19 protein-coding genes are annotated in these 22995 nt (G+C 44.3%); 15 read left to right on the top strand and 4 right to left on the bottom strand.

The genetic code is table 11. From position 1 onward, the window contains the following. The first annotated feature begins 46 nt into the window (after window positions 1-46). From G9G53_RS11825 to G9G53_RS11780, 10 genes are all read left to right on the top strand, one after another. Window positions 47-937, top strand: coding sequence for a carbohydrate ABC transporter permease (locus G9G53_RS11825; protein WP_013309768.1), 891 nt, complete (start codon window positions 47-49; stop codon window positions 935-937). Between the two features lie 27 nt (window positions 938-964). Beyond that, window positions 965-1807, top strand: coding sequence for a carbohydrate ABC transporter permease (locus G9G53_RS11820; protein ID WP_029516751.1), 843 nt, complete (start codon window positions 965-967; stop codon window positions 1805-1807). An 80-nt stretch (window positions 1808-1887) separates the two neighbouring features. Beyond that, the gene (locus tag G9G53_RS11815) at window positions 1888-3273 is read left to right on the top strand and encodes an arabinan endo-1,5-alpha-L-arabinosidase (RefSeq protein ID WP_165147877.1); all 1386 of its coding nucleotides are present in this window, start codon (window positions 1888-1890) and stop codon (window positions 3271-3273) included. Between the two features lie 40 nt (window positions 3274-3313). Then, window positions 3314-4285, top strand: coding sequence for a glycoside hydrolase family 43 protein (locus G9G53_RS11810; protein ID WP_165147740.1), 972 nt, complete (start codon window positions 3314-3316; stop codon window positions 4283-4285). A 235-nt stretch (window positions 4286-4520) separates the two neighbouring features. After that, entirely contained in the window at window positions 4521-4865 is a 345-nt protein-coding gene (locus tag G9G53_RS11805) for a DUF3024 domain-containing protein (protein ID WP_238794840.1), read from the top strand. A gap of 328 nt (window positions 4866-5193) precedes the next feature. After that, window positions 5194-7302: a class I SAM-dependent methyltransferase gene (locus G9G53_RS11800; protein WP_165147737.1), complete on the top strand. Its 2109-nt coding sequence runs from the start codon at window positions 5194-5196 to the stop codon at window positions 7300-7302. Window positions 7303-7511: 209 nt separating this feature from the next. Further along, window positions 7512-8162 (top strand): hypothetical protein, encoded by a 651-nt coding sequence (locus tag G9G53_RS11795; RefSeq protein ID WP_165147734.1) that lies wholly within the window; start codon window positions 7512-7514, stop codon window positions 8160-8162. Between the two features lie 91 nt (window positions 8163-8253). Further along, window positions 8254-8679 carry a VOC family protein gene (locus G9G53_RS11790; RefSeq protein WP_165147731.1) on the top strand — a complete coding sequence of 142 codons (426 nt, stop codon included), beginning with the start codon at window positions 8254-8256 and terminating at the stop codon, window positions 8677-8679. Window positions 8680-8840: 161 nt separating this feature from the next. After that, on the top strand, window positions 8841-9314 hold the full coding sequence (locus G9G53_RS11785; protein WP_029516758.1) for a MarR family transcriptional regulator: 474 nt from the start codon (window positions 8841-8843) through the stop codon (window positions 9312-9314). A 154-nt stretch (window positions 9315-9468) separates the two neighbouring features. After that, window positions 9469-10710, top strand: coding sequence for an MFS transporter (locus G9G53_RS11780; RefSeq protein ID WP_029516759.1), 1242 nt, complete (start codon window positions 9469-9471; stop codon window positions 10708-10710). Window positions 10711-10779: 69 nt separating this feature from the next. Here G9G53_RS11780 and nrdF read toward each other — a convergent pair whose 3' ends face one another. The 3 genes from nrdF to nrdI all read right to left on the bottom strand — a co-directional run bounded on the left by nrdF (window position 10780) and on the right by nrdI (window position 14394). Further along, window positions 10780-11745, bottom strand: coding sequence for a class 1b ribonucleoside-diphosphate reductase subunit beta (gene nrdF / locus G9G53_RS11775; protein ID WP_029516760.1), 966 nt, complete (start codon window positions 11743-11745; stop codon window positions 10780-10782). 218 nt (window positions 11746-11963) lie between these two features. Next, complete coding sequence (gene nrdE, locus G9G53_RS11770) at window positions 11964-14048, bottom strand: class 1b ribonucleoside-diphosphate reductase subunit alpha (RefSeq protein WP_165147728.1); 2085 nt, start codon at window positions 14046-14048, stop codon at window positions 11964-11966. Next, on the bottom strand, window positions 14035-14394 hold the full coding sequence (gene nrdI, locus G9G53_RS11765) for a class Ib ribonucleoside-diphosphate reductase assembly flavoprotein NrdI (RefSeq protein ID WP_016819181.1): 360 nt from the start codon (window positions 14392-14394) through the stop codon (window positions 14035-14037). The genes nrdE and nrdI overlap by 14 nt, the downstream gene beginning before the upstream one ends. Window positions 14395-14801: 407 nt before the next feature. On the opposite strand from nrdI, the gene G9G53_RS11760 reads away from it, so the two are divergent. The 3 genes from G9G53_RS11760 to G9G53_RS11750 are packed head-to-tail and all read left to right on the top strand — an operon-like array spanning window position 14802 to window position 16960. Beyond that, a complete protein-coding gene (locus G9G53_RS11760; protein ID WP_069011357.1) occupies window positions 14802-15164 on the top strand; it encodes a DUF2500 domain-containing protein in 363 nt (120 codons plus the stop codon). A 39-nt stretch (window positions 15165-15203) separates the two neighbouring features. Next, window positions 15204-15764: a GNAT family N-acetyltransferase gene (locus G9G53_RS11755; protein ID WP_029516763.1), complete on the top strand. Its 561-nt coding sequence runs from the start codon at window positions 15204-15206 to the stop codon at window positions 15762-15764. A gap of 2 nt (window positions 15765-15766) precedes the next feature. Continuing rightward, complete coding sequence (locus G9G53_RS11750; protein ID WP_165147725.1) at window positions 15767-16960, top strand: MFS transporter; 1194 nt, start codon at window positions 15767-15769, stop codon at window positions 16958-16960. Between the two features lie 101 nt (window positions 16961-17061). Here G9G53_RS11750 and G9G53_RS11745 read toward each other — a convergent pair whose 3' ends face one another. After that, window positions 17062-18753: an ABC transporter substrate-binding protein gene (locus tag G9G53_RS11745; protein WP_039270082.1), complete on the bottom strand. Its 1692-nt coding sequence runs from the start codon at window positions 18751-18753 to the stop codon at window positions 17062-17064. Window positions 18754-19033: 280 nt separating this feature from the next. Here G9G53_RS11745 and G9G53_RS11740 point away from each other — a divergent pair, with 280 nt between their 5' ends. Both G9G53_RS11740 and G9G53_RS11735 read left to right on the top strand, forming a co-directional pair. Next, window positions 19034-20101, top strand: a complete 1068-nt coding sequence (locus G9G53_RS11740) for a LacI family DNA-binding transcriptional regulator (RefSeq protein WP_039270191.1) — start codon at window positions 19034-19036, stop codon at window positions 20099-20101. 205 nt (window positions 20102-20306) lie between these two features. Then, window positions 20307-22859: a beta-mannosidase gene (locus tag G9G53_RS11735; protein WP_165147722.1), complete on the top strand. Its 2553-nt coding sequence runs from the start codon at window positions 20307-20309 to the stop codon at window positions 22857-22859. Window positions 22860-22995: the final 136 nt, after the last annotated feature.

Below are 22995 nucleotides of genomic sequence, written 5' to 3'. Positions count from 1 at the left end.
CTGCTAACATCATCTTCATTCCAAATTAGAAACAGAGGTGAGCCCTGTGATAACCAAATCTAATCTCTACCGCAAAGAGAAGGTATATGGATACTTATTTATTCTTCCACCTATTCTCGGTCTGCTAATCTTTACGTTATTCCCGTTTGTCTATTCATTATACGGCTCTTTTACAGACTGGGACGGATTGGGACAAATGAACTTTATTGGTCTCGACAATTTTAAAGATTTATTTAGCGATGAGCTCTTTTATAAATCGATGTACAATACTCTTTTCTTAATGCTAGGTATTCCAATCGGTCTTGTACTAGCTTTACTGCTGGCACTAGGTTTGAATCGCAAGATTCCAGGTACGACAACATTTCGTGTGATTTACTATATCCCGGTTATTTCTTCGTTGGCTGCCGTTTCTATTATGTGGAACTGGGCATACAACGGGGACTATGGTTTGGTGAACCAATTCCTCGAAATATTCGGTATTAAGGGTCCTAACTGGCTAATGGATAAGGATACGGTCAAACCGGCCTTGATCCTCATGACCGTCTGGAAGGGTCTCGGATATACGATGCTGCTATATTTGGCAGCCCTGCAAAGCGTATCTCGCTCTTATTATGAAGCAGCAGAGCTAGATGGAGCTAGCGGATTCCAAATGTTCCGCAATATTACATGGCCAATGGTGAAACCAGTAACTTTTTTCCTGGTCGTAACTAATATCATTGGTGGTTCGCAAATCTTTACTGAAATGAACATTATGACACCTACAGGGGGTCCGGAATACTCATCCGCCTCAATCGTCTTTTATATTTGGGATAAGGCATTTAAAAACCTGCAAATGGGATATGCCTCCGCGATGGCTATGATTCTCGGCATCTTCATTTTTATCGTAACTTTGATTCAATTCAAAATGAATGAAAAATCGTCCTTTGATGGGGATTGATTTTCGCGGAAAGGAGTGAGTCTGATTATGTCCCATAGTCAAAAAACGAAAGTTACCAATATCATTATCTTTATTGCACTAGCGATTGGAGCGATTGTGATGATCGCGCCGCTGCTTTGGATGCTGTCCACTTCAGTGAAAGAAAAGCAGGATGTCTTTGCTCTTCCACCAGTATGGATACCAGAGGTGTTCCAGTTTGGCAAGTATAAGGAAATTTGGGAAGCAGGGCCTTTGTTAAGCGGAATCAAGAACAGCGTGATTGTAGCTGTAAGTGTTACCGTTGTAGGTACCTTTACATCCAGTGTGGCGGCTTTTGCATTTGCTAAGCTGAGATTTCCCCATAAAAACAAACTGTTTTTGGCACTCATCGCATCTATGATGATTCCATACCCAACGGTTATGATTCCACAGTTTATGATGTTTTCCAAACTTGGCTGGGTTGATACACTTTTGCCTCTGATCGTTCCGGGTTTGTTCGGAAATGTAGTTATGATCTTTTTCCTGCGGCAGTACTTGCTTAGTGTACCGGATGCCATTATCGAAGCTGCGAAAATTGACGGAAGTTCTTATTTCCGACTCTATTCGTCGATTACGTTCCCGCTCATTAAGCCAGCAGTTGCGGCACAGCTTATTTTATGGTTCATGGGGATTTGGAACGATTATTTGGCACCGATTATTTACTTGAACTCACCAGAAACGCAGACATTGCAACTGGTTATCGCGAATTTTAATGCGACTTACGCCATTCAGACGGACTATCCGCTTATAATGGCAGCATCAATAATAGCCTTGTTACCTGTACTGATTATATTCTTGATCTTCCAGAAACAAATTATTGAATCGGTTGCTATTTCGGGTGTCAAAGGTTAATTGACACTTGGAGGGTACGCATGAATGATGTAAGGCAGTTACAATATGTAATGGGTAAAGGAAGGAGGAGAATAACAGTTATGGTTATGCTGCTCATGCTGGGTCTATCTGGCTGTGGGGATAACACTCCGGACCCTGTGTATCCGCAGGCTCCGCCTCCCGATCACTTGTATGATCAAAGTACGATTAACGATGAACAGCGCTGGACCATTAACAATGCACATGACCCGGCGATTATCAAAACAGATCAAGGCTATTATGTCTACTCAACGGATGTAAAGACAGGTGGAGAATTGAGACCCGGTGTCATGGTACGCAAATCGACTGATCTGATTCATTGGAATTGGGTGCAGTATGCACTCCCCGGCATTCCAAAGGAAGCAGAATCGTGGTCATCGGCAACCAATCTGTGGGCACCGGACGTCATCAAGATGGGTGATACCTATCGGATGTATTACTCTGCTTCTACCTTTGGCAGCACACGGTCTGCGATCGGATTGCAGACATCCAGCTCCCCGGAAGGCCCTTGGAAGGATGAGGGGCTGGTCGTTAAAACGAAAGAGCATGACAAGCTGAATGCGATTGATGCCAATCCGGTGCTGGATGCAGAGGGTAATCCATGGATGGTATACGGCTCTTTTTTCGGCGGTATTTATATTACACCGCTTGATCCCCAGACTGGAAAGCTCAAAGAATCTGGCTATGGTAAAAATATCGCTGCCAGAGATCGGGCAACTGAGGACGGTGCTGTAGAAGGACCATACATTGTGTACAATCCAATGTTCCGTAAATACTACTTGTTCGTCTCGTATGATTCTTTGTTTGAGGACTACAATGTTCGCGTTGCCCGTTCAGATTCTATCACAGGCCCTTATGTGGACATGAATGGACATGATATGGCAGATACCAACTATTTGCCTCAATACGAGATTGGAAACAAGGTATTGGGCGGTTATCGGTTCAGCGAAGGAGAAGGCTGGGTTGCGCCAGGTCACAATTCTGTCCTGAAGGACGGTGCGGATTATTATATTGTACATCATGCGCGAGGAGAAACGGACAAGAGCTGGCCGTACCTGCATGTACGCAGAATATTGTGGACGACAGAGGGCTGGCCGGTCGTCTCTCCAGAGCGCTATGCCGGCGAAAAGGAGCAGGATATACCCAAAAGGCTATTATCCGGCAACTGGGAGCGCATCGTGATAAAGCAGGAAGTAGACGGCCAGGTGGAAGCTGAACAGCTCCGTCTAGAAGATGGAGGGCGGGCAACCAGCGGTTCTCTTGAAGGTCACTGGAGCTTTGATGGCAAGCGTACTCTAACAATAGATTGGAGCAATACATCCGAAGGAACTAAGGAAGAATTGTTATTGCTTCCTTCATGGGACTGGGAGCTTGGTCGCCATACTTTAATTTTCACGGGTATGAATGAAAAGGGAATTTCCATTTGGGGAAAACGTATCAGCGATTAATTGTATGAACTACATACTACACATAGAGGAGAGAATAACCATGAATCAATCTGTACCCATTAATAATCCGGTCATTGAGCAACGGGCAGACCCTTGGATTTACAAGCATAGTGACGGATACTATTATTTCACCGGATCTGTGCCAGAGTATGACCGCATTGAGGTTCGACGAGCAAGTACTATTCAAGGCTTGAGTACAGCAGAGCCTATCGCAGTGTGGCACAAATATGAAACGGGCCCGTTAAGTGCGAACATTTGGGCACCGGAAATTCATTATATTAACGACAAATGGTACATTTATTTTGCAGCAGCTCGTACAACGGAAACGAAGGAAGGCCTGTTCGACCACCGGATGTTCGTGCTTGAAAATGATTCAGCTAATCCTCTGGAAGGGGAATGGGTGGAAAAAGGACAGATCAAAACCCGTTGGGAGACGTTCGCTCTCGATGCGACAACCTTCCAGCATAATGGAGTTTTGTATTATGTGTGGGCTCAGAAGGACCCTGACATCGTCGGTAATTCCAATCTGTATATTTCCAAAATGAGCAATCCATGGACGTTGCGCGGTGAGCAGGTGATGATCTCCACTCCTGAATATGATTGGGAAATCATCGGTTTTAAGGTGAATGAAGGAGCAGCGGTTCTGAAACGGAACGGGCGGATCTTTATCAGTTATTCAGCTAGCGCCACAGACCACAATTATTGCATGGGTCTGTTGACGGCAGATGAGAATGCGGATTTACTTGATCCGAAATCATGGACGAAATCACCTCAGCCGGTATTCTGCACCCATGAGGAAACAGGACAATTCGGGCCAGGTCATAACAGTTTTACGGTTGCTGCTGATGGTAGCGATGTAATCGTATATCACGCCCGGAATTACAAGGAAATTACAGGCGACCCGCTGTATGATCCGAATCGTCATACACGTGTGCAGCCGTTCTACTGGAAAGAAGATGGAACACCTGATTTTGGTATTCCAGTACCAGATGGCGTTTCTGTTGATAAATAAGCGAAATCTATTATAGATGGTTGCCGTGTTGCACAGCGGCACTTTAACTTTCTAGAAATCATAGGGGATTATGATTCGGCTGCGTATAACAAGAGTAATAAGATATCTTCTGAGCCTTCAGGCTGGAGGATATCTTTTTGCTTTTGGGACGGCATGAAGGACTCTTTTCAAAAACTTCGATTTCTGCTATATTTAAATCGTAATATTTACGAATTGATCAAGGGGTGGAAATCTCGTGAACGAACGGATCGATCCGTTTACCGTTAAAAAGGTTGAATACCTGCTGAATGGCTATATTGCGCTAAAGGTGCCAGGCTACGTACGTTCTGACGTGCGGCTCATTTATCAAATAGAGGATAACTGTTTGATCTTGATGGAGGAAAGGCCTTCTAATGAAACTGAGTTGTGGGATCGCACGGACATTGTCCAATTTCGCTGGGAAGAAAATCATTGGCATGTATATGCCCGGCAAGAAGCTGAAAGCTGGCAGTGTGTAAAAGAGATTGCACCTAATCCGTGCTTTGAAGAACAGCTCGAACAGGTAGAAATAGATCATGCAGGTATTTTTTGGACAGGTTAACGAAGTCCAGAATGATAAGTTCGGAAGATGGAGGTAGTGGGAGTCGTGTCGTTAAACTGTATATGGAAATAAACAGGCTGACCGTAATTCCTTATATGGAAGTTACGGTCATTTGTTTTGTCTGAAGTGGCACTGTCTAGTGCACTTGAGGGTTATGTATGCGTTTGGAAAGTATGTCAAGCGGTTGATTGATACAAATGTTTAATATTTTCCACGAGGTGGAAGTTACAAATGTATGGTAAAGTGTAGTATATACAAGGTTTTAATCCAAATGTCTTATTCAAAGTCTCCTGTGCATACCGAATCCGAATCACACGAGGTGAGAAAAATGTTGCAATCGTTAAAAGCCATTGCTAATTACAGGAAAGAAAATGATCTGGCCTGGGATACACCGACTTGGTTAAAGCTGCTTGTTTCGGCTGAGGAGCGTATTGTAAATTTGGAACGCATTCGATCTATAGGTGAGTTAAAGGATGCCAATCCTGTACTGGATTACGTGGAGCGTACGTTGCTTATTTTGGACGGACTTCCATTGTCATTCTGGGTTAAAGAGCTACTGGAGGATGTATTGGTATGGTCTGAGACAGCCAAAGGAGGCACAGTCCGCGAACGGCTACGCTGGCAGCATGAGGGTATTAATTTATTTGTACATAATATCGGATCCTCCCAACTGTATGTCAGACAGGCCCAAGCGGAGTCCCCTGCTTACCCGCGCAATAGCATGACCCGAATTCTGATTGAGACGCATGGATTGATCGGGCAATATATACGGGGGGAAATTCCTTTTGCTGAAAATCGACTGCTGCTTGAAATTACTCGTAAAGGCTGGCTAAGCCCTGAGGAACTGGAGCTTGTTTTACGGGCCCTGAACGAGTGTATTATCGCCGGGGTGGAACCTGCATTATGGGATCAAGTACGCAGTGAAGTGGAGCAGCTGATCGGCTGGATTGCATGGGATAACGCACCTGTAGTCTGGAGTGTAAAGGAGCGACTGGAAAGGTTACGGTCGGTTTCCATTCATGAAGGGGAGCCGTTCGAGCAGGCTTACACAGAACTAGAGCGGGAGTTGAATGTAGAGAAGGCGCTGGCTCCGTTGGAGAATCGGACACTTTGGTATGTAGAATCAGCTTTGCAGGATTTTTCACTTCAAGAACTGGTAAAGGTATTTTTACTCACATTAAGGGATGGCACAGGGCAGGAACAGCCTGCGACCGTTCGCCATATCAGTTTCGAATCGCTCATGAATACGATGTACTATGACTATCGTGGTGTCAAGAAAATTAACGTATATAAAAAACGAATGATAGAAAAATATTTAAGTGCACTGTCTTGGCAGGACATTTCAAAAGGAAAACGGAAGCATAATCCTCATTTGAGTGTGATCGTGGAGCATAAAGAAGAGCTGCCGAGTACTGTATTTTTTAATTTTGTATTTTCATCTGCGGCTGAGAAACTGATTGACTTTTGTATTGAGGCAGAAAAAACGCCTCTGTATGACAAAGCAGTCCTGCTGCTGTTCGATCTGTTCGGATTACGGCGCGATGCGTATGATCGCTTTCACAATGAGGAAACGTACCTTACAGATATGAACCAGACCGTAGATTACAAAAGGATCATTTTAGATTATGTGACTGGAACCCGCATACTGGATATTGGACCCGGCGGGGGTGTACTGCTGGATCTGATCGAACAGGAAAGACCAGATGCGAAGCCATTAGGTCTTGATATTTCTGTAAATGTCATTGAGGCACTTAAACGTAAAAAGCAATTGGAGCGCCATCGTTGGGATGTCATCAAAGGGGATGCGCTTCAGTTAGAGGAATATGTGGAAACGGGGAGTATGGACACGGTCATCTTCTCTTCAATTCTTCACGAGCTCTATTCCTACATTGAACGAGATGGGATTCGGTTCAATCCACAAACAGTGGAGGCAGCTCTGCAGAGCGCCTATCGTGTGCTTGCACCCGGCGGGCGTATCATCATTCGTGACGGGATTATGACCGAACCAGTAGAGCAGCGCAGACGAATTCGATTCTTGGAGCCGGATGGAATGGAATGGCTGATACGGTATGCGCAAGATTTTGCAGGTCGCCACATTGAAATAGAGCGTGTGGGGGAGCATGAGGCTGTTTTACCAGTGAACGATGCGATGGAATTTCTCTATACCTATACATGGGGAGCGGAAGCCTATGTGCATGAAGTGCAGGAGCAGTTTGGTTATTTTACCCCGTCACAGTATGAAGAGTGTATTCGTAGCACACTTGGATCACAAGCGATTATCCGCGTGAGCCGCCACTATTTACAGGAGGGCTATGCCGAGGCGCTGTCTAGACGTGTTGAGTTCATGGATGAGCAGGGCCAGCAGGTTTCTTTGCCAGACAGCACCTGTCTGATCGTGATTGAGAAGCCGAATAATAGGGTTGGAGTTGCTGAATGATTTTTAAATTGAACAAGAGAATGCCTTCTGATTTGTGCCAAGCACGATTAGAAGGCATTTTTTAGAAAGCTATGCATTCAAATATGACCGTGCAGCGTATACCGAAGCCAAAGGACCATTCATTCGGCAGGTGGTTGAGCGAGCGAAGCTTGAAAGATATAGGTAGGGACAGATGAATTCTTAGTACGCATGAACAAAGTGGGGGAATGATGAAGAATATGATGCTTGATGCACAGCTAACGCCGAATGGTTTAAAAGACAGAATGCTACTACTGTCAGCGCTGGACATTATATTGTCTCCAGAAGATTGGTTACGCACGTATCGTATGCAGTCTGAATGGTCTGGTGATGTGTGCCTGGGTGAGGTAAACAATGGCGCTGGAGATACGATTCATATGCTATGGACGGGTGAAGGTGTGCTGCTGAAGGGGTTTGACCATGAATCCCCTGTAAGTTCTCATGCGAGAGACGAATATGAAGTCTGGCCGGGCATATATGACGGTGTGCCTGATGATATGATGGAGCTTTTGGAAGATGAAGCACTGGAGAAAGAGGACGTTACCTTTTGTATGTGGAGGGAAGCGGGAGATAAAGAGTGGCGTATGGGCAACGCGAACTTTCCTGAGGGATATGACGATGGCTCATCCTTTTTGTTGGGGAAAATTATAGTTACACCGGAGGAATATCAGGATTGGGCTGAGAGTTACTATGAGTTGCCGATTTCTCTAGGGGTGGTAAGCCAGATTTTCAACGGCGTTCCGATCACTGCACAGATGATCTCTGCGCTTCATCCACAGCGTAACGTTACGGAAGCGATAAAGGAGCTAAAGCAGCTTGGCGTTCAAGTGCATGAAAGCTAAGAATACAGATTTGTTTTTCTTGACAAGTTTTGTATATAATACGGGAGAAATGCTGGGTTAACCACCTCGAATTAAAGGAGCTGTGTTGAAGATGTCCAAACGTTTGATTCCTTACATCACGATGGATGGAAATGCAAAAGAAGCAATCGAATTTTATAAAGAGGCATTGGATGCTCAACTGCTTTTTATTCAAACCTTTGGGGAAATGCCGGAAAACCCCGATTTTCCCATTCCCGCAGAGGTCAAGGAACGTGTGGGACATGCTACCCTTAAAGTGGGTGAGACAGAGCTCATGTTTTCTGATACCTTTCCCGGGTCACCGTTTAGCCGCGGGAATCAGGTGAGCATCTGTATTACAACCGATAGTGTGGAGCAAGCTCAAAAAATGTTTAATGCTCTACAGCAGGGAGGACAGGTGGGAATGCCTTTGCAGGAAACCCATTTTAATCCAGCTTATGGGAATGTAACAGACAAGTTTGGTGTCACTTTTCAAATGTTCACTGAGGCTCGGTCTTAAGAAATGTAAAACGGCTCGATTCCGCTACTTTAGCGATCTGGCCGTTTTTTTTTCGTGTATGCCCTCGTGCTCAATTCAATAATTATTTTAATATTGTTGAAATAGAAACAAAAATATACTATATTGTATTGTTAATGCACCAACTGGTGGGAGGACAGGCCATGAACAAAGAAGAACAGGTCATAGTGGGTTTCAGGGACTTATTTAACAAGATGGTTTGGCTTAATAAAGATAAGATGGAAGACAGCCTTAAGGGTTATAAGCCTTCTGAAGTACATTGCATCGAATACATTGAAAGAAATGCAGATTCCAACGTGACAAAACTTGCGGAGTCCCTTTATATGACTACCGGTGCCATAAGTAAAATAACTAAGAAGCTTATAAAAAAAGGCATTATCGAAAGCTACCAGAAGCTGGATAACAAGAAAGAAGTCTATTTTAGGCTTACTGAGGAAGGGAAAGTAATCTATAACATCCATGAGGAACTGCACAAAGAGTTTCAAGAGCGGGATAAAGCCGTATTTGAGCAGGTAACCGAAGAACAATTTAACAGTATGATTAGCTTCTTGGAAAAGTATAGTAGGCATTTGGATGCAGAAATAAAAAAACAGGGTATAGATATTAAGACGGAATAAATTTGAATAATGAAAATCAAACCATAGGCAGCCGGGCTCTATTGAGAACGGGCTGCATTTTTTTGTTATTATTTTGTTGCCGAGGAAGCAAAATTGTGATACGATATTTTTGCTTCCGAGGAAGTAAAAATTAACCTTTAAGGGGAGAAATGAAGTGTTCAAATGTAGATCACACAATGAACAGAACACAGAACAAACCGTAGATAAACACGCTTTAATATTCGGCCTTATCTCTGTATTTCTTTGCGGAATAGGCTTCAGTATCATAATACCTGTCGTCCCATTCTTAGTGCAGCCTTATACAAGCAGTCCGGGAGAACAAGCTATAGTTGTTACGCTGCTGACCTCTGTTTATGCATTCTGCGTGTTTTTTGCGGCTCCCGTACTTGGAGCTTTGAGCGACAAATATGGCCGTCGTCCATTGCTCTTAGTATGCCTTTTGGGTTCCGCAATTGGGTACTTGGTTTTTGGCATAGGAGGAGCTCTATGGGTACTATTTGCTGGGCGCATCATAGAAGGGTTAACAGGCGGGAGCATAAGCACGATCTTCGCCTATTTTGCAGACATCATTCCTCCAGAAGAGAGAACCAAATACTTTGGATGGGTGAGTGCGGTTGTAGGTGTAGGCACTGTCATTGGGCCAACTCTAGGCGGATTACTTGCCAAGTTTGGTTATTCTGTACCCATGTATTTTGGAGCAATCATAACTTTATTGAACGTTGTTTATGGATTCTTTTTTATGCCTGAGAGCCTTGACAAGAAACATAGACTGAAAGAGATTACCTTTGTAAGACTGAATCCATTTACACAGCTTGCAAATCTGCTTTCCATGAAAAACTTAAATAGGTTACTTGTCTCTGCGTTCTTACTTTGGATACCCAACGGATCTTTACAGGCCGTTTTTTCACAATTTACAATGGATACTTTCAGTTGGAGGCCTGCACTAATCGGACTTATGTTTTCAATTATGGGTTTCCAAGACATCATTTCACAAGGTTTCATCATGCCCAAGCTTTTGATAAAACTTAATGATAAACAGATAGCCATTCTTGGAATGGTTTCGGAGATTATAGGTTACAGTCTTATTGCGCTATCTACTTTGTTCTCATTCTATCCTCTTTTTATCGCTGGAATGTTTATATTTGGTTTTGGTGATTCGATCTTTGGACCTTCATTCAACGGGATGCTCTCCAAGTCTGTCGATTCTAGTGAACAAGGAAGGATTCAAGGAGGTAGTCAATCTATTCAGGCTTTAGCAAGAATGATTGGGCCTATTATTGGGGGTCAAATCTATGTATCACTTGGTCATGCCGCACCCGCTTTTATGGGTATAATCCTTATAACAGCGGCAATACCAGTTTTATATAAGCGAACGCATGCTACCTACTTTCTTTAGGCAATAGGGTTTCAGAACTCAGGGACAAGTTCTGAAACCCTATTTGTTTACAGTTTTACGTAATTGTACTTATACGCCAAAATTAAAATCATCATCTGTCAGCGGCTCTACATTCATCGCCCGCACATAGCCGTTTCCTTTTTTAGAAAAGAAATCATGCTGCTTAGTATGGGTGCTGATGCCGTTGAATACAATGGGATTAACTTCTTCTTCTTCAAACAGTGGATCAAAGCCCAAGTTCATCATGGCCTTGTTGGCATTATAGCGCAAAAAGACTTTCACATCGTCTACGAGTCCAATAGGGGTGTAAATTTGCTCGGTGTATTGTTCCTCGTTATTATGCAAGTAGCGCAGCAAGCCTACCAGCGTCTGGTAAAGATCACGTTGTTCTTCCTCGTCCAATTCTGCATAAATCTCCTGTGCCAGTACACCTACGTACACACCGTGAATACTTTCGTCCCGTAAGATCAAATCGATAATTTCTCCACTACATGTCAGCTTGCCCTGGCCCGCCAGATAAAGAGGATAGAAGAAGCCGCTATAAAACAAATAGCTTTCTAACAGCACCGACGCAGCCATCGCGAGATAGAGGTCTTTCGGTGTGTGGATATTCATATAATATTGACGAATGGTTTCTGCTTTGGTTTGGAGATGTGGATTTTCTTCCACCCAGCGGAATACACCGTCAATTTCTTCCGTGGAAGCTAGCGTTGTAAAGATGCTACTGTACGACTTGGCATGGATTTGTTCCATCATCGCCATAAAGCTTAGTACGGCTTTGCGTTGCAGTCCGTCCACATGCTCCATAATTTGCGGCATACCTACACCGCCTTGAATGGTATCCAGCAGTGTTAATCCGCCCAGCACCTTCATGTAGGCTTCTTTTTCGATATCACTGAGGGTTACCCAGGACATTTTATCGTCAGACAACGGGATTTCATCATCCGTCCAAAATTGCATGATGTTCTGGTTCCAGAACATCAGTGTAAAATCATCGTCCGAGCGATTCCAGTTTACGGCTTGTATACCTGTCATTGTTAGCATTCTCCCTTCAGCTTGCGAGATTCCCTAGAAACACACATTGAAATAGTGCAGGCGAATCATCGTATGCTTGACATACGGAAGCTGTATCCGCGAGGGTCTTGTCCAGCCCCGTAAAGGTCTGAACCACACGCTGGATACAGCTTCTAATGCAAAGCATCCATATCTATTTAAAATCTAATTTTTATACTACAGCTTGTTACCATTTATGCTTAGATGGAGCAGGTGAGGCACTCTTCCACAGACAGCTTTTTGGTGCGTGTGTAGTATAACGATTTAAGTCCTTTGTGTGCGGCGTACAGATAGCAACGTGCTAACTGACGCGTAGTCACGTCACTGTTCACATGAAGAACGGTCGAAATTCCTTGGTCCACATGCGGCTGGATTTCTGCAATCAGATCCAGCACTTTGAATTGGTCCATTTGATAAGCGGATTTATAGAAGAACACGTTATCCTTTTGCAAATAAGGCATTGGATAGTAGGTCGTCGAATTGGCATAGGTACGGGTTTCAATCTGCTCAACAATCGGCATGACGCTGGATGTTGCATTTTGAATGTACGAAATGCTGGCAGTCGGCGCAATTGCCATACGATAGGCGTGGTACAGGCCATTTTTCATCACATCTGCTTTTAATTTGTCCCAGTCCGCTGTAGTCGGAACATAGATGCCCTTGAACAGCTCTTGCACACGTGCAGTTGTTGGACGATAATCTGTGTTCAGGTATCGGTCAAAATATACGCCTGTCGCATAATCCGATTCCTCAAATCCATAAAAGCTTTGTCCAGCCGCTTTCGCGATTTCCATACTCTTTTCGATGGAATGATAGTTCATCGTCATGAAGAAGGTACGGACAAAATCTTTTGCTTCATTGCTTTCATACGCAATTTTGTTCTTGGCAAGGTAGCCGTGCAGATTCATGACACCCAAACCGACGGAATGCATTTCACGGTTCGCTTTCGCAACACCTGGCGCATTAGCTACTTGGGTCATATCGCTGACCGAGGTGAGCGCAATCATACCCTCGTGAACGGATTCGCGGATTTTGCCATGCTCCATCACATTTACAATGTTCAGAGAAGCCAGATTACAGCTCACGTCCCGGCGGATGGTATCCTGTTGGCCGTAATCTGTAATTTCGGAAGTTTCCTGCAACTGGAAGATTTCCGTGCATAGGTTCGACATCTTGACTTGACCCACGTTTTTAAGAGCATGTGCCTGGTTCGCGTTACTTTTGTTCATGATATATGGATAACCAGACTCCAACTGAATCATGGCAATTTTCGTCAGCATGTCACGTGCGCTCATCGCTATTTTTTTCTTCACCCGATCGTCGGCGAGCAGCGTGTCGTACATTTCATCCAAATCCATGTCGTCCAGATGTGTTCCATAGGCTTTGAACACACTGTAAGGAGCAAATACATGCAGCGGTTCATTATCTTGAGCCAGCTTGTAAAAACGGTTTGGCACCAGCAATCCAATCGAAAGTGTCTTAAGACGTACTCTTTCGTCAGCATTGATTTTTTTGCTATCCAGAAACTCCAGCACATCCCATCCGAAAATGTTGTAATAGGCTGCCCCAGAGCCTTTACGTTGCCCCATTTGATCCGCATAAGAGAAGCCGTCTTCCATCAGCTTCAGCACAGGCATAATGCCTTTTGCTGCGCCTTCTACGCCTTTAATCGCTTCGCCGCGTGCCCGCAGCTTCGACAGGTTAACGGCAACACCGCCGCCGATTTTGGACAACTGCATGCAAGTGTTTAGCACATAGTTGATCGAGTTCAGGGAGTCGTCCATTTCGAGCAAGAAGCAGGATACCAATTCCCCACGGCGGCTTTTGCCTGCATTCAGGAACGTTGGTGTCGCTGGCTGGAGACGTTGCTCCATCATCGAGCGGGACAACAGGCGTGCCGTATCCGCGTTACCGCGTCCCAAATGCAGGGCAACCGCGGCAACCCGATCAGGGTAATGTTCCAGATAGACTTTACGGTCATTACTCTTCATTGCATAATCGGTATAAAACTTGGATGCTGCCATATAGGAAGGGAATTTAAAATTATAGCTATGAGTGATATGGAAAATATCATTAATTTCGTCAGCCGTATAGCTGTTGTAGAAATTCTCATAATAATCATTCTCAATCATATACAGCACTTGAGCGGCTGTGTCAGCAAACTTCAAACTCCGTTCCTGAACTTCCTTCATAAATTCTGCTACAGCCTCTTGGTCCTTTTCCAATTGGAAAAAGCCGTCTGTATCGCGTTTCATCAACATGTTGTTCAATTCAATATGCCGCAACTCGGCTCACCTCCTGTTTAAAACGCTCTACATCTCCGAACGTTCCAGATAATTCAAATTTACTAATCACGGGGACATTATAGTGGTCGGCAATCAAATCCGCACTTTTGGCAAATTTCTCACCCCAGTTACGGTTGCCGCTTGCAGCTACACCAACAAGGTTTTGTGCGTTTTTTTTCAAAAAGGAAGATACCCTCTCAGGTATCTGCCCAAACCCGGTTGTATATGTAATAAGTACGTAAGGCTCTTCTATAGTCATTTGCTCCTCGATCTGAACCGCTGGAAGCTTGAGCTTGTTTATAAATCTTTTTACATTGCCGGTCTTGGAATCATAAGCAATCAGCATGGTATGCATCCTCCTTAACAATTAACGAAAAAAAGAAAACGGCATTGCCCGAGATCCATCATAGCTCTAATCCCTTGCTGGCTGTGCCATTTTAAATTTTTGACTCTATATTTACATGTATTTTCATACCTGTATCTTCAAGATATCGGTCATAAATACGTTTTTTACACTATATTTAGAGTACATTCTCTATTTTATATCTATATATAGTTTTGTCAATCGGTCTAGAGGGGATCAGAGGACCCAGATCGGGTAGAAGTCCAAGCGGGGTGCGGAAAAGAGCGAAAGAACTTTTTTTTCGTAAGTATGTTAAAAAAGTATTGGAGTTTTTGAGGGTGAAGATGTACGATTTGTCAATGGGCAATAGAATGGAAAATTTACATTTTACTGTAGAAAGGATGAAGTGAATGGGAAGTGATTCTATGGAAGTTCAATCGTTTAATACGATCTTTTTTATCGTATTTGGACTCATTGCTTTTGTAATGATTATGGGAATTGTCAAAACGATCGGAGCGGGCCTGTCCAATCAAGCAGCCGAACGGGTACAACGTTCATGTAAGGTTGTGGATAAACGGACGAGAGTGCGTGGGGGATCAGGCGATTTTTCAGCTTCGACCTATTATTATATCACCTTTGAGTTTGACGGGGGTGAGCGTAAGGAGCTGGAGGTGAAGGATAGGGACTTTGGTATGATTGTGATCGGGGATCGTGGGGAGCTTCATTATAAAGGTACACGTTTTCTGGAGTTTGTGAGAGTAATGGAAGCATAAAGGTGCTTAAACAAATACATAATCGGAGGGAAGATTACGATGCCGCATATCATTGGAAAACGAGTTGTATTGAGAGAATACCGTCAAGAGGATATACCAGATATCCGAAAATGGGTCAATGACCCGGAAATCACACGTGGTTTAAGCGACGTGTTTATCTATCCGCATTCACAGGTGAATAGTGAATCTTTTGTACAGATGATGATTGACGGCAACCCCGAGATCAAAGGTTTTGTCATTGCGCATAAAGACACCCTGGATTATATCGGACAATTGGACTTATTTAAAATCAACTGGGTGAATCGGCATGCCACCCTTGGAATTGTGATCGGGCGTGACGGTGATCTGGGCAAAGGTTATGGACGGGAAGCGATCCGGCTGTTACAAAAATTTGCATTTCATACGCTGAACCTACATCGACTGGAGCTGGAGGTCTATGCGTTCAATGAACGTGCACACCGTTGCTATTTGGCCAGCGGCTTCAAGGAGGAAGGGCGGCTGCGGGAAAAGCTATTCAGGGAAGGGCGATACTATGACATTATTCAGATGGGGATTTTGCGAAGTGAATATGAGGCTGCACAGCAATCGACGGAATCCTGAGAGTGCAACCTCATAAGCTATATTACTCCGTCAGCTTTCTTCAATTTTTTATGAGTGAAATCACGGGGACTACGCTCATCCTTTTTTTATTAGCTAAAGGACTTTCTTTGCAGAGTGCGAACTTCTTACTGGTTGTATTCTTTATAAGTATTTTTCTGTTTGAGATACCTACTGGGGCTATTGCAGACAAGTATGGAAGAAAAATCTCTGTTATTTTGGGACTTTGTTGTTTTCTAGCCTATAGTGTATTGTTCGTTTCGACAGATCATATCGGGGTGCTTGTGTTTGCACAAGTCTTTGGAGGTCTGGCTATATGTTTACAATCAGGTTCGTTGGAATCATGGGTTGTGGAAAATAGTGATAAGCCCATGGAAGTTCTTTTTACAACCTCTAACAGTATACAGTACATTTCAGGATTTATTTGTGGTCTGTTGGGGGCCTTTCTCGCAACTTTTAACTATTCACTTCCATGGGCGGTTAGTATTTTATCTATTATTGTATGCATTTTTCTATGTTTCTTTTATATGGATGAGGAGAATGTTGCACATCGAAAGACGTCTACTACTCGTATTAAAACGATTATCAGAGAAAGTGTCCGTATCGGTTTTGAAAATAAGTTTATCTGGATTGTGTTTATGATTGGCTTATTTATCAGCTTTTCGAACTCGGCGGGGAATACATTCCAACAGCCACGTCTGGTTGGCCTTTCTGAACAAGGGATTTGGATTATGGGGTTTATCAAGGCAGGGTATTCACTATGTATGACTTTGGGAAGTTACCTGGTTCGAAAGCTAGGCGCACGATTCAGTGATGTACATATACTCATGTATGCCTGCGGCATGATTGGGATATGGCTCATTTTAGCCGGTGCATTCAACACATTTTATCCTGTACTGCTTACCTTTTTGATCTATGAAATTGGGCGCGGCATGTACCCGGTTGCGAAACAAATTTTTCTGAACAAAAGAATCTCTAATGAGTATCGTTCTACACTACTCTCTCTGGATTCTGCGATTTCACAATTAGGCATGTGCATAGGTTTAATCGTGACAGGGACCATCAGTCGTAATTTTACGGATTTGTCTTCCGATCAAACACCTATTCAAATATCTTGGGTGATGTGTGGCGGGATTGCGTTGATTCCTATCATTTTATTGTTTTACGTCAATCGTGTATCAGGGAAAAGTAATTCTTGAAAAGAAAAAGAAACCAAACAGAATATGTAACAATAGTTAATGTAGAAGGGCTGAACAGCATGGTCTGTCAGCCCTGTAATATTTCATTAAAAAGGCAAACCCTATTTTTCGCCGTACCACAGTTTCAGCCGATTTTGAATTAGGCCAGTGTAGATTTCTTCAGCCTTTGGCACACCCGCCTGATCCAGCTCTTGGAGCATGCGGTCATACACAGCGTCGAACTGATCTGGCTTGGCGAGTACGGCCTCAGGAATGCGTTTGCGTACAATGTCCTGCGACTTTTGATAAATAACATTGTAATTCGTATTGGTCGGAACAGGCATGTTGTAGGCAGCCCCCCACTCTTTTACCGGAAAATCTTTTTCGTTCGGGAACAGGTCTTTCCACGTATGGGCTTTGTATGCCTGAAGGGACTCTTTTTCGGCTTGACTATAATTTTCGGTAATCATCTCCGGATAATTGGTTGTGTAATAGTTGCCAGAGGGGTCTTTCACGCTATCGCCATAATGTGGCCCCCATATCCAGTACAAACCGATACCTGACTCTCTGCTAAAAGAAGCGTTATCGGTGTTCTTACGTTGTTGCACATCCGCTGGAATGACTCGTTTGCCGTTCTCTTTGTTGTAATGCTGGCCTTCAATTCCCCAATTGCGTAAAATTTGTCCTTCGTCGGAGGCCAGAAAATCCAGAAACTTGATAGCCCGCACCGGATTTTCACATGAGGTTGTAATTCCGATCCCGGATGCGGTATCGAAGCCAATGGGCTGAAGGGAATGATCCTCGTATTTCTCATTTAAAGTGACTGGAAAATGGGCGTAAGTGAATTCATCCTTACCTGCTGCCTTGAGCGCATTTTCGGCATCTTGATAGTTCCATTCCTGATCAATGAGTCCGATGACACGGCCTGCGGCAATTTTGGACTTGTACTGATCACTTTTTTGCACAAAAGTATCCTTATCCAACAGTCCTTCATTGTACATATGGTTCAACCAACGGAAATATTCACGTTCTTCTGGGCGCTTGTAGTGAAGAATGGCTTTGTGTGTTTTAGGATCAATATAATATTCGCCATCGTCGGGTCCACCTGTAGCAGTAACAGCCGGGTTTGTCACTGTAATTTGAATTTTCCAGTCCTCGGCATCGAGTGATAGGGGGATGGTTCGCTGTCCATTGGTGGTTGGATATTTGGCGACATAATCTTTAAGTGCTTTTTCAAAATCTTGAACGGTGCGGATTTTAGGGTATCCGAGCTTCTTAAGTGCCTGGTGCTGGATTTCGAAGCCGGCTTGTGCATCAAACGCAATGTGATCCACACCCAGATTGGTCGGGATCGTGTAGATGGCTGGATCTTCACTACTATATTTAATACGATTAAAATAGTCTCCATACACTTTCTTAATGTTAGGGCCGTATTTGTCAATGAGGTCGGTTAAGTCAATGAGTGCCCCGGCATCGACTAACTTGCCAATGTCTGATTTAGGGTACACGAGATCTGGATACTCTCCGCTCGCTGCCATTAAAGCAAACTTTTCCTCGCCTCGACCATTGACAGCATGTTCGGCATTTAGCGTAACGCCCGTTTTCTTGATAATTTCCTGTCCGACAGCATCCTTCATGTTGTTCCAGTTAGAGCTGGAATCACCGCCAAAGAAAGTAAATGTAATGGGACTGGTGTCATTAGGATCTTCCTTTTCTGCCTTACCGTCTGTTCCATTCGCACAGCCCGTTGTAACGAGCAGCAGCAAAGACAGGAGTAGAATAGAGCTCTGTCGTACCGACCTGTTCATGAACATTTGCAAATCCCCCTTAATAAGTATGATTTACACAATGTAAGTGCTTTCAATAGTAAATTGTAGGAAATAAAGAACCTCACGTCAAGTCATTTATAATTGTTTGTTATGCAGTTTGTTTTTTTATTAAGCAAACATATTTTAATGAAAAGTGTGGATTTGTGTAAATCCATCGTTTGATGATCTAAAACAAAGTATGCTACGATGGTACCAGTTTATAGGCATACCTGTATATTTAGAAGACTAAGGTAGAAAAAGATTTCGAATAGGGTTGGGTGAGGAGATGCGTGGAAAAGTAACATTACAGGAAATTGCGGATGCGGCGGGTGTTTCAAAGTTTGCTGTTTCGCGTGCACTGTCAGGCAAACCCGGTGTAAGTGAAGAGACGAGGGCGCTGCTGGTTAAGCTTGCTGCCCAGATGGGCTATTTTCGCAGTCATCCCAAAATGACTGGGATAGAGCCTCGGGACACAGATGCCAGAGAATGGTCGGGTACGGTGCTGGTGTTATTTCCAAATATTCGGCACCAGAACAGGGAATCCAGGTACTGGGGACCTGTATTTGAAGGGATTTCCGAGCGTCTGAACCGTAAGGGGATGGATATGATCACGTTAACGGAGCCCTCGACTGAGGATATGTTTTCTCTACTGAACCCGGAGGCGATTAAAGGGATTATCACAGTAGGGACAATTTCAACTTCGTTGTTGCTGAACATTTATCGGATGGGTATTCCGGTCGTCATGGTAGATCATTGGGATTCTGCATTTTTAAGTGATACGGTGTTTACAGATAATCGCACATGCATGAGTGAATTAATGAAGGATTTGCTGTGTAGGGGCTATACCCGCTTTCAGTTTGTGGGTCATATTGATGACGCTCACAGTTTCTACGAACGCTGGGAAGCTTGTCGTTCTACACTGGAAATGAGCGGAGTAGAATTGCGACAAAATAAAGCCCTTCTTCACGGAGGAGCGCAGGCGCTTGCTGAGGAAATGGACAAGTTGTCTGAGGACAAACTGCCTGAGGTTTTTGTGTGTGCTAATGATGTGACTGCTGCGCAGGTCGTGGATGTGCTGAAAGAAAAGGGGATTGACGTTCCGAGGCGTTGCGGAGTGACCGGGTTTGACGATACGAATGAACAAATGCCAATTTATGCCACGGTGAGAGTGGATAAGGAATTGCTGGGAATGCGTGCAGTGGACCAATTGTTGTGGCGCATAACGAACCCGAACTCGCCTGTCGAGAAAAAGTTGCTACATGCTGAGCTATTCATACGGGAAGTTCATGCACCCCGGATCAGTCGGGAAAATGATGACCGTGAGCGTCCCATCAGCACAATCACATATAGTTAATGTCCAGATACGTGTGTGACACCATACATCGTGAAGACAAAGGAGGTCGCTTTTAGCCTGTTTGGGGCAGAGGGCGACTTTTATTTTGTATTTTGTCACTTGTTCCAAAAAAACAATTGACTACTTTGTTAGCTTAATGTTATTTTTGTTATGTTACTGACGAATCCAGATGTTCCCAATCATGCTTATAGGGAGGCTTGTGACGATGGTTAATGTGATAGGGTTGGATGGCTGGAGGTTTAGAGAAGCACAAAGTGATGAGTGGCTCAGCGCGAAAGTGCCGGGTTGTGTGCATACCGATCTTTTACGACATGGCAAAATTCCTGATCCGTTTATGGGTATGAACGAGATGGAGGTACAGTGGATTGATAAGCAGGATTGGATATATGAAGCCCATTTTGAGATAAATGCAGATCAGCTTCAATGTCAATGTGTAGAGTTGGTGTTGGAAGGTCTGGACACATACGCAGATGTAAAAGTGAATGATCAATCTGTCTTGTCAGCCAATAATATGTTTCGAGTATGGAGACAGGATGTGAAGGCATTGGTTCAGCAAGGGGAAAATCGGCTAGAAATCAGTTTTCGTTCTCCGATTGCTGAAGATGTACCCAAGCTGGAAAGCTTAGGTTATGGACTCCCTGCACCCAATGATCAGTCCGAAATAGGTGGTTTGTCCGATAAAAAGGTAAGCGTTTTCGCACGTAAAGCTCCTTACCACTATGGTTGGGATTGGGGACCGAGGCTGGTGACGAGCGGTATCTGGAGAGAGGTTCGGATCGAGGCTTGGTCCGGTCTGCTCGTGAAAGACTTGTTTATTCGACAGGACGAAGTGAGTTCGGCAGGGGCTAAACTCATGGCAGTGGTAGAGATCGAAAATGCAGATGAGATTAGAGATGCCGAGTTGCGTATTTCTGCTGACGGCAAAGTGTGGTCCAAGCCAGTTCGGCTGCTGAAGGGGAAGCAGACAGTGGAGCTGGAGCTGGAGATGAAGAAGCCCAAGCTGTGGTGGTGCCGTGGACTGGGGGAGCCGCATCTATATACGTTTGTGGCCGAATTAGTGGAACAAGAACAAGGAGCTGTAATCGCGGAAAAATCAGTAAAAACGGGACTGCGTTCCATCCGTCTTGTACGGGAACGGGATGCAGCAGGAGAGAGCTTTTATTTTGAGCTGAACGGAATTCCGGTGTTTGCAAAAGGGGCTAACCATATTCCGAATGACAGCTTTGTCACTGAAGTTACGATGGAACGATATCGGTATGAAATTGCCAGCGCAGCCGCCTCGAATATGAATATGTTGCGAGTGTGGGGTGGCGGTATATATGAACAAGACGTATTTTATGAGCTTTGTGATGAATACGGTTTGCTCGTGTGGCAAGATTTTATGTTCGCTTGCAGTATGTACCCAGGCGATGAAGATTTCATAGACAATGTGGCACAGGAAGCCGAGGACAATATCAAGCGGCTGCGTAATCATCCCTGTATTTCCTTATGGTGCGGCAACAATGAGATCGATTCTGCGTGGGCGCATTATGAAGAGAATGGAGGCTGGGGCTGGAAAAAGAACTACACACCTGAGCAACGGGAACGCCTGTGGGATGATTATGAAATGCTCTTTCATCGGATTCTACCGGAGGTGGTACGCACCTGGTCAGCGCAGACAGCATATTGGCCCTCCTCCCCGCTAATTGACCTGACGAGGGATCGGAACCAGCATGCCCATCGGTCTTCAACTGCAGGCGATGTTCATTATTGGGGTGTATGGCACGCGTCTGAGCCGTTTGAGAATTATCATGTACATGTGGGCCGTTTTATGAGTGAATATGGTTTTCAGTCTTTTCCTGAATACAAGTCCGTTCGTACTTATGCGGAAGAGAAGGATTTGGAACTGGAATCTGCGGTGATGCTGGCACATCAGAAGAACGGTGCGGGCAATCGTCTGATTAAAGAATATATGGAGCGGTACATGCGAGAACCAAAGGATTTTACGAGTTTTCTTCCCATGAGCCAAATTTTACAGGCAGAAGCAATGAAAGCAGCTATAGAGGCGCATCGTCGTCACAAGCCTTATTGCATGGGAACATTATACTGGCAAATGAATGATTGCTGGCCCGTTGCCTCCTGGTCGAGTATGGACTATTTTGGTCGTTGGAAAGCGCTCCAATATACGGCTAAGCGTAGCTTTGCCGATGTGTTGTTGAGTGCAACAGATACAGAACAGGGGAATAAGGCACTACATCTGGTCAACGATACACTAGAGCCGATATCAGGTACGTTGCGGCTGACGCTTTTGCATATCCGAAGCAGCCAGGCTGTTCGTGAAGAGAATGTTAAGGTAAAGCAACCAGCAGGTGGTGCAGGAATTGTACATATACTGCCTATCGACAAATGGCTGAGTGGCCTGAACCGTGCGGAGCATATGCTGGTCGCGCGTCTGACGCAGAATGGTGAACAGGTGACCTCCAGTGAAATTTATTTTGCAGACACGAAAGAGATGTATTTACCGCAGGCAAAAATTGAAGTGACAGAGATTCAGGGAAGCGATGCTAGCAGATTCATGCTGTGTTCAGATGTACTTGCCAGACACGTGTGGCTATCGGCAGAGCAGGAAGGTATTTTCAGCGACAACCATCTGGATCTGGCTCCCGGTATTCCAAAAACAGTGGAATTTTTGGCTTTGCACAACGGTTCATCAGCATTTGTGGCAGCTGCGCCGGGTACATTGGCAGTACATTCATTAGTCAATTGGATACAAGGTTAGACAACAGTAAAAGCTTATCCGTCTTTAAGTAGATGATGGATAGGCTTTTTTTTATAATATAAATTTATTTTTGTGATATGTGGAGCGATTTCATAATGTTCATATACATAACAAAAGAAGGCTTGGGAGCTGAGTG

The organism is Paenibacillus sp. EKM206P (assembly GCF_011066155.1).
GTDB classification, from domain to species: domain Bacteria; phylum Bacillota; class Bacilli; order Paenibacillales; family Paenibacillaceae; genus Paenibacillus; species Paenibacillus polymyxa_D.
Note: the sequence above shows the minus strand (reverse complement) of the source record. Positions and strands in the feature narration are given on the sequence as shown.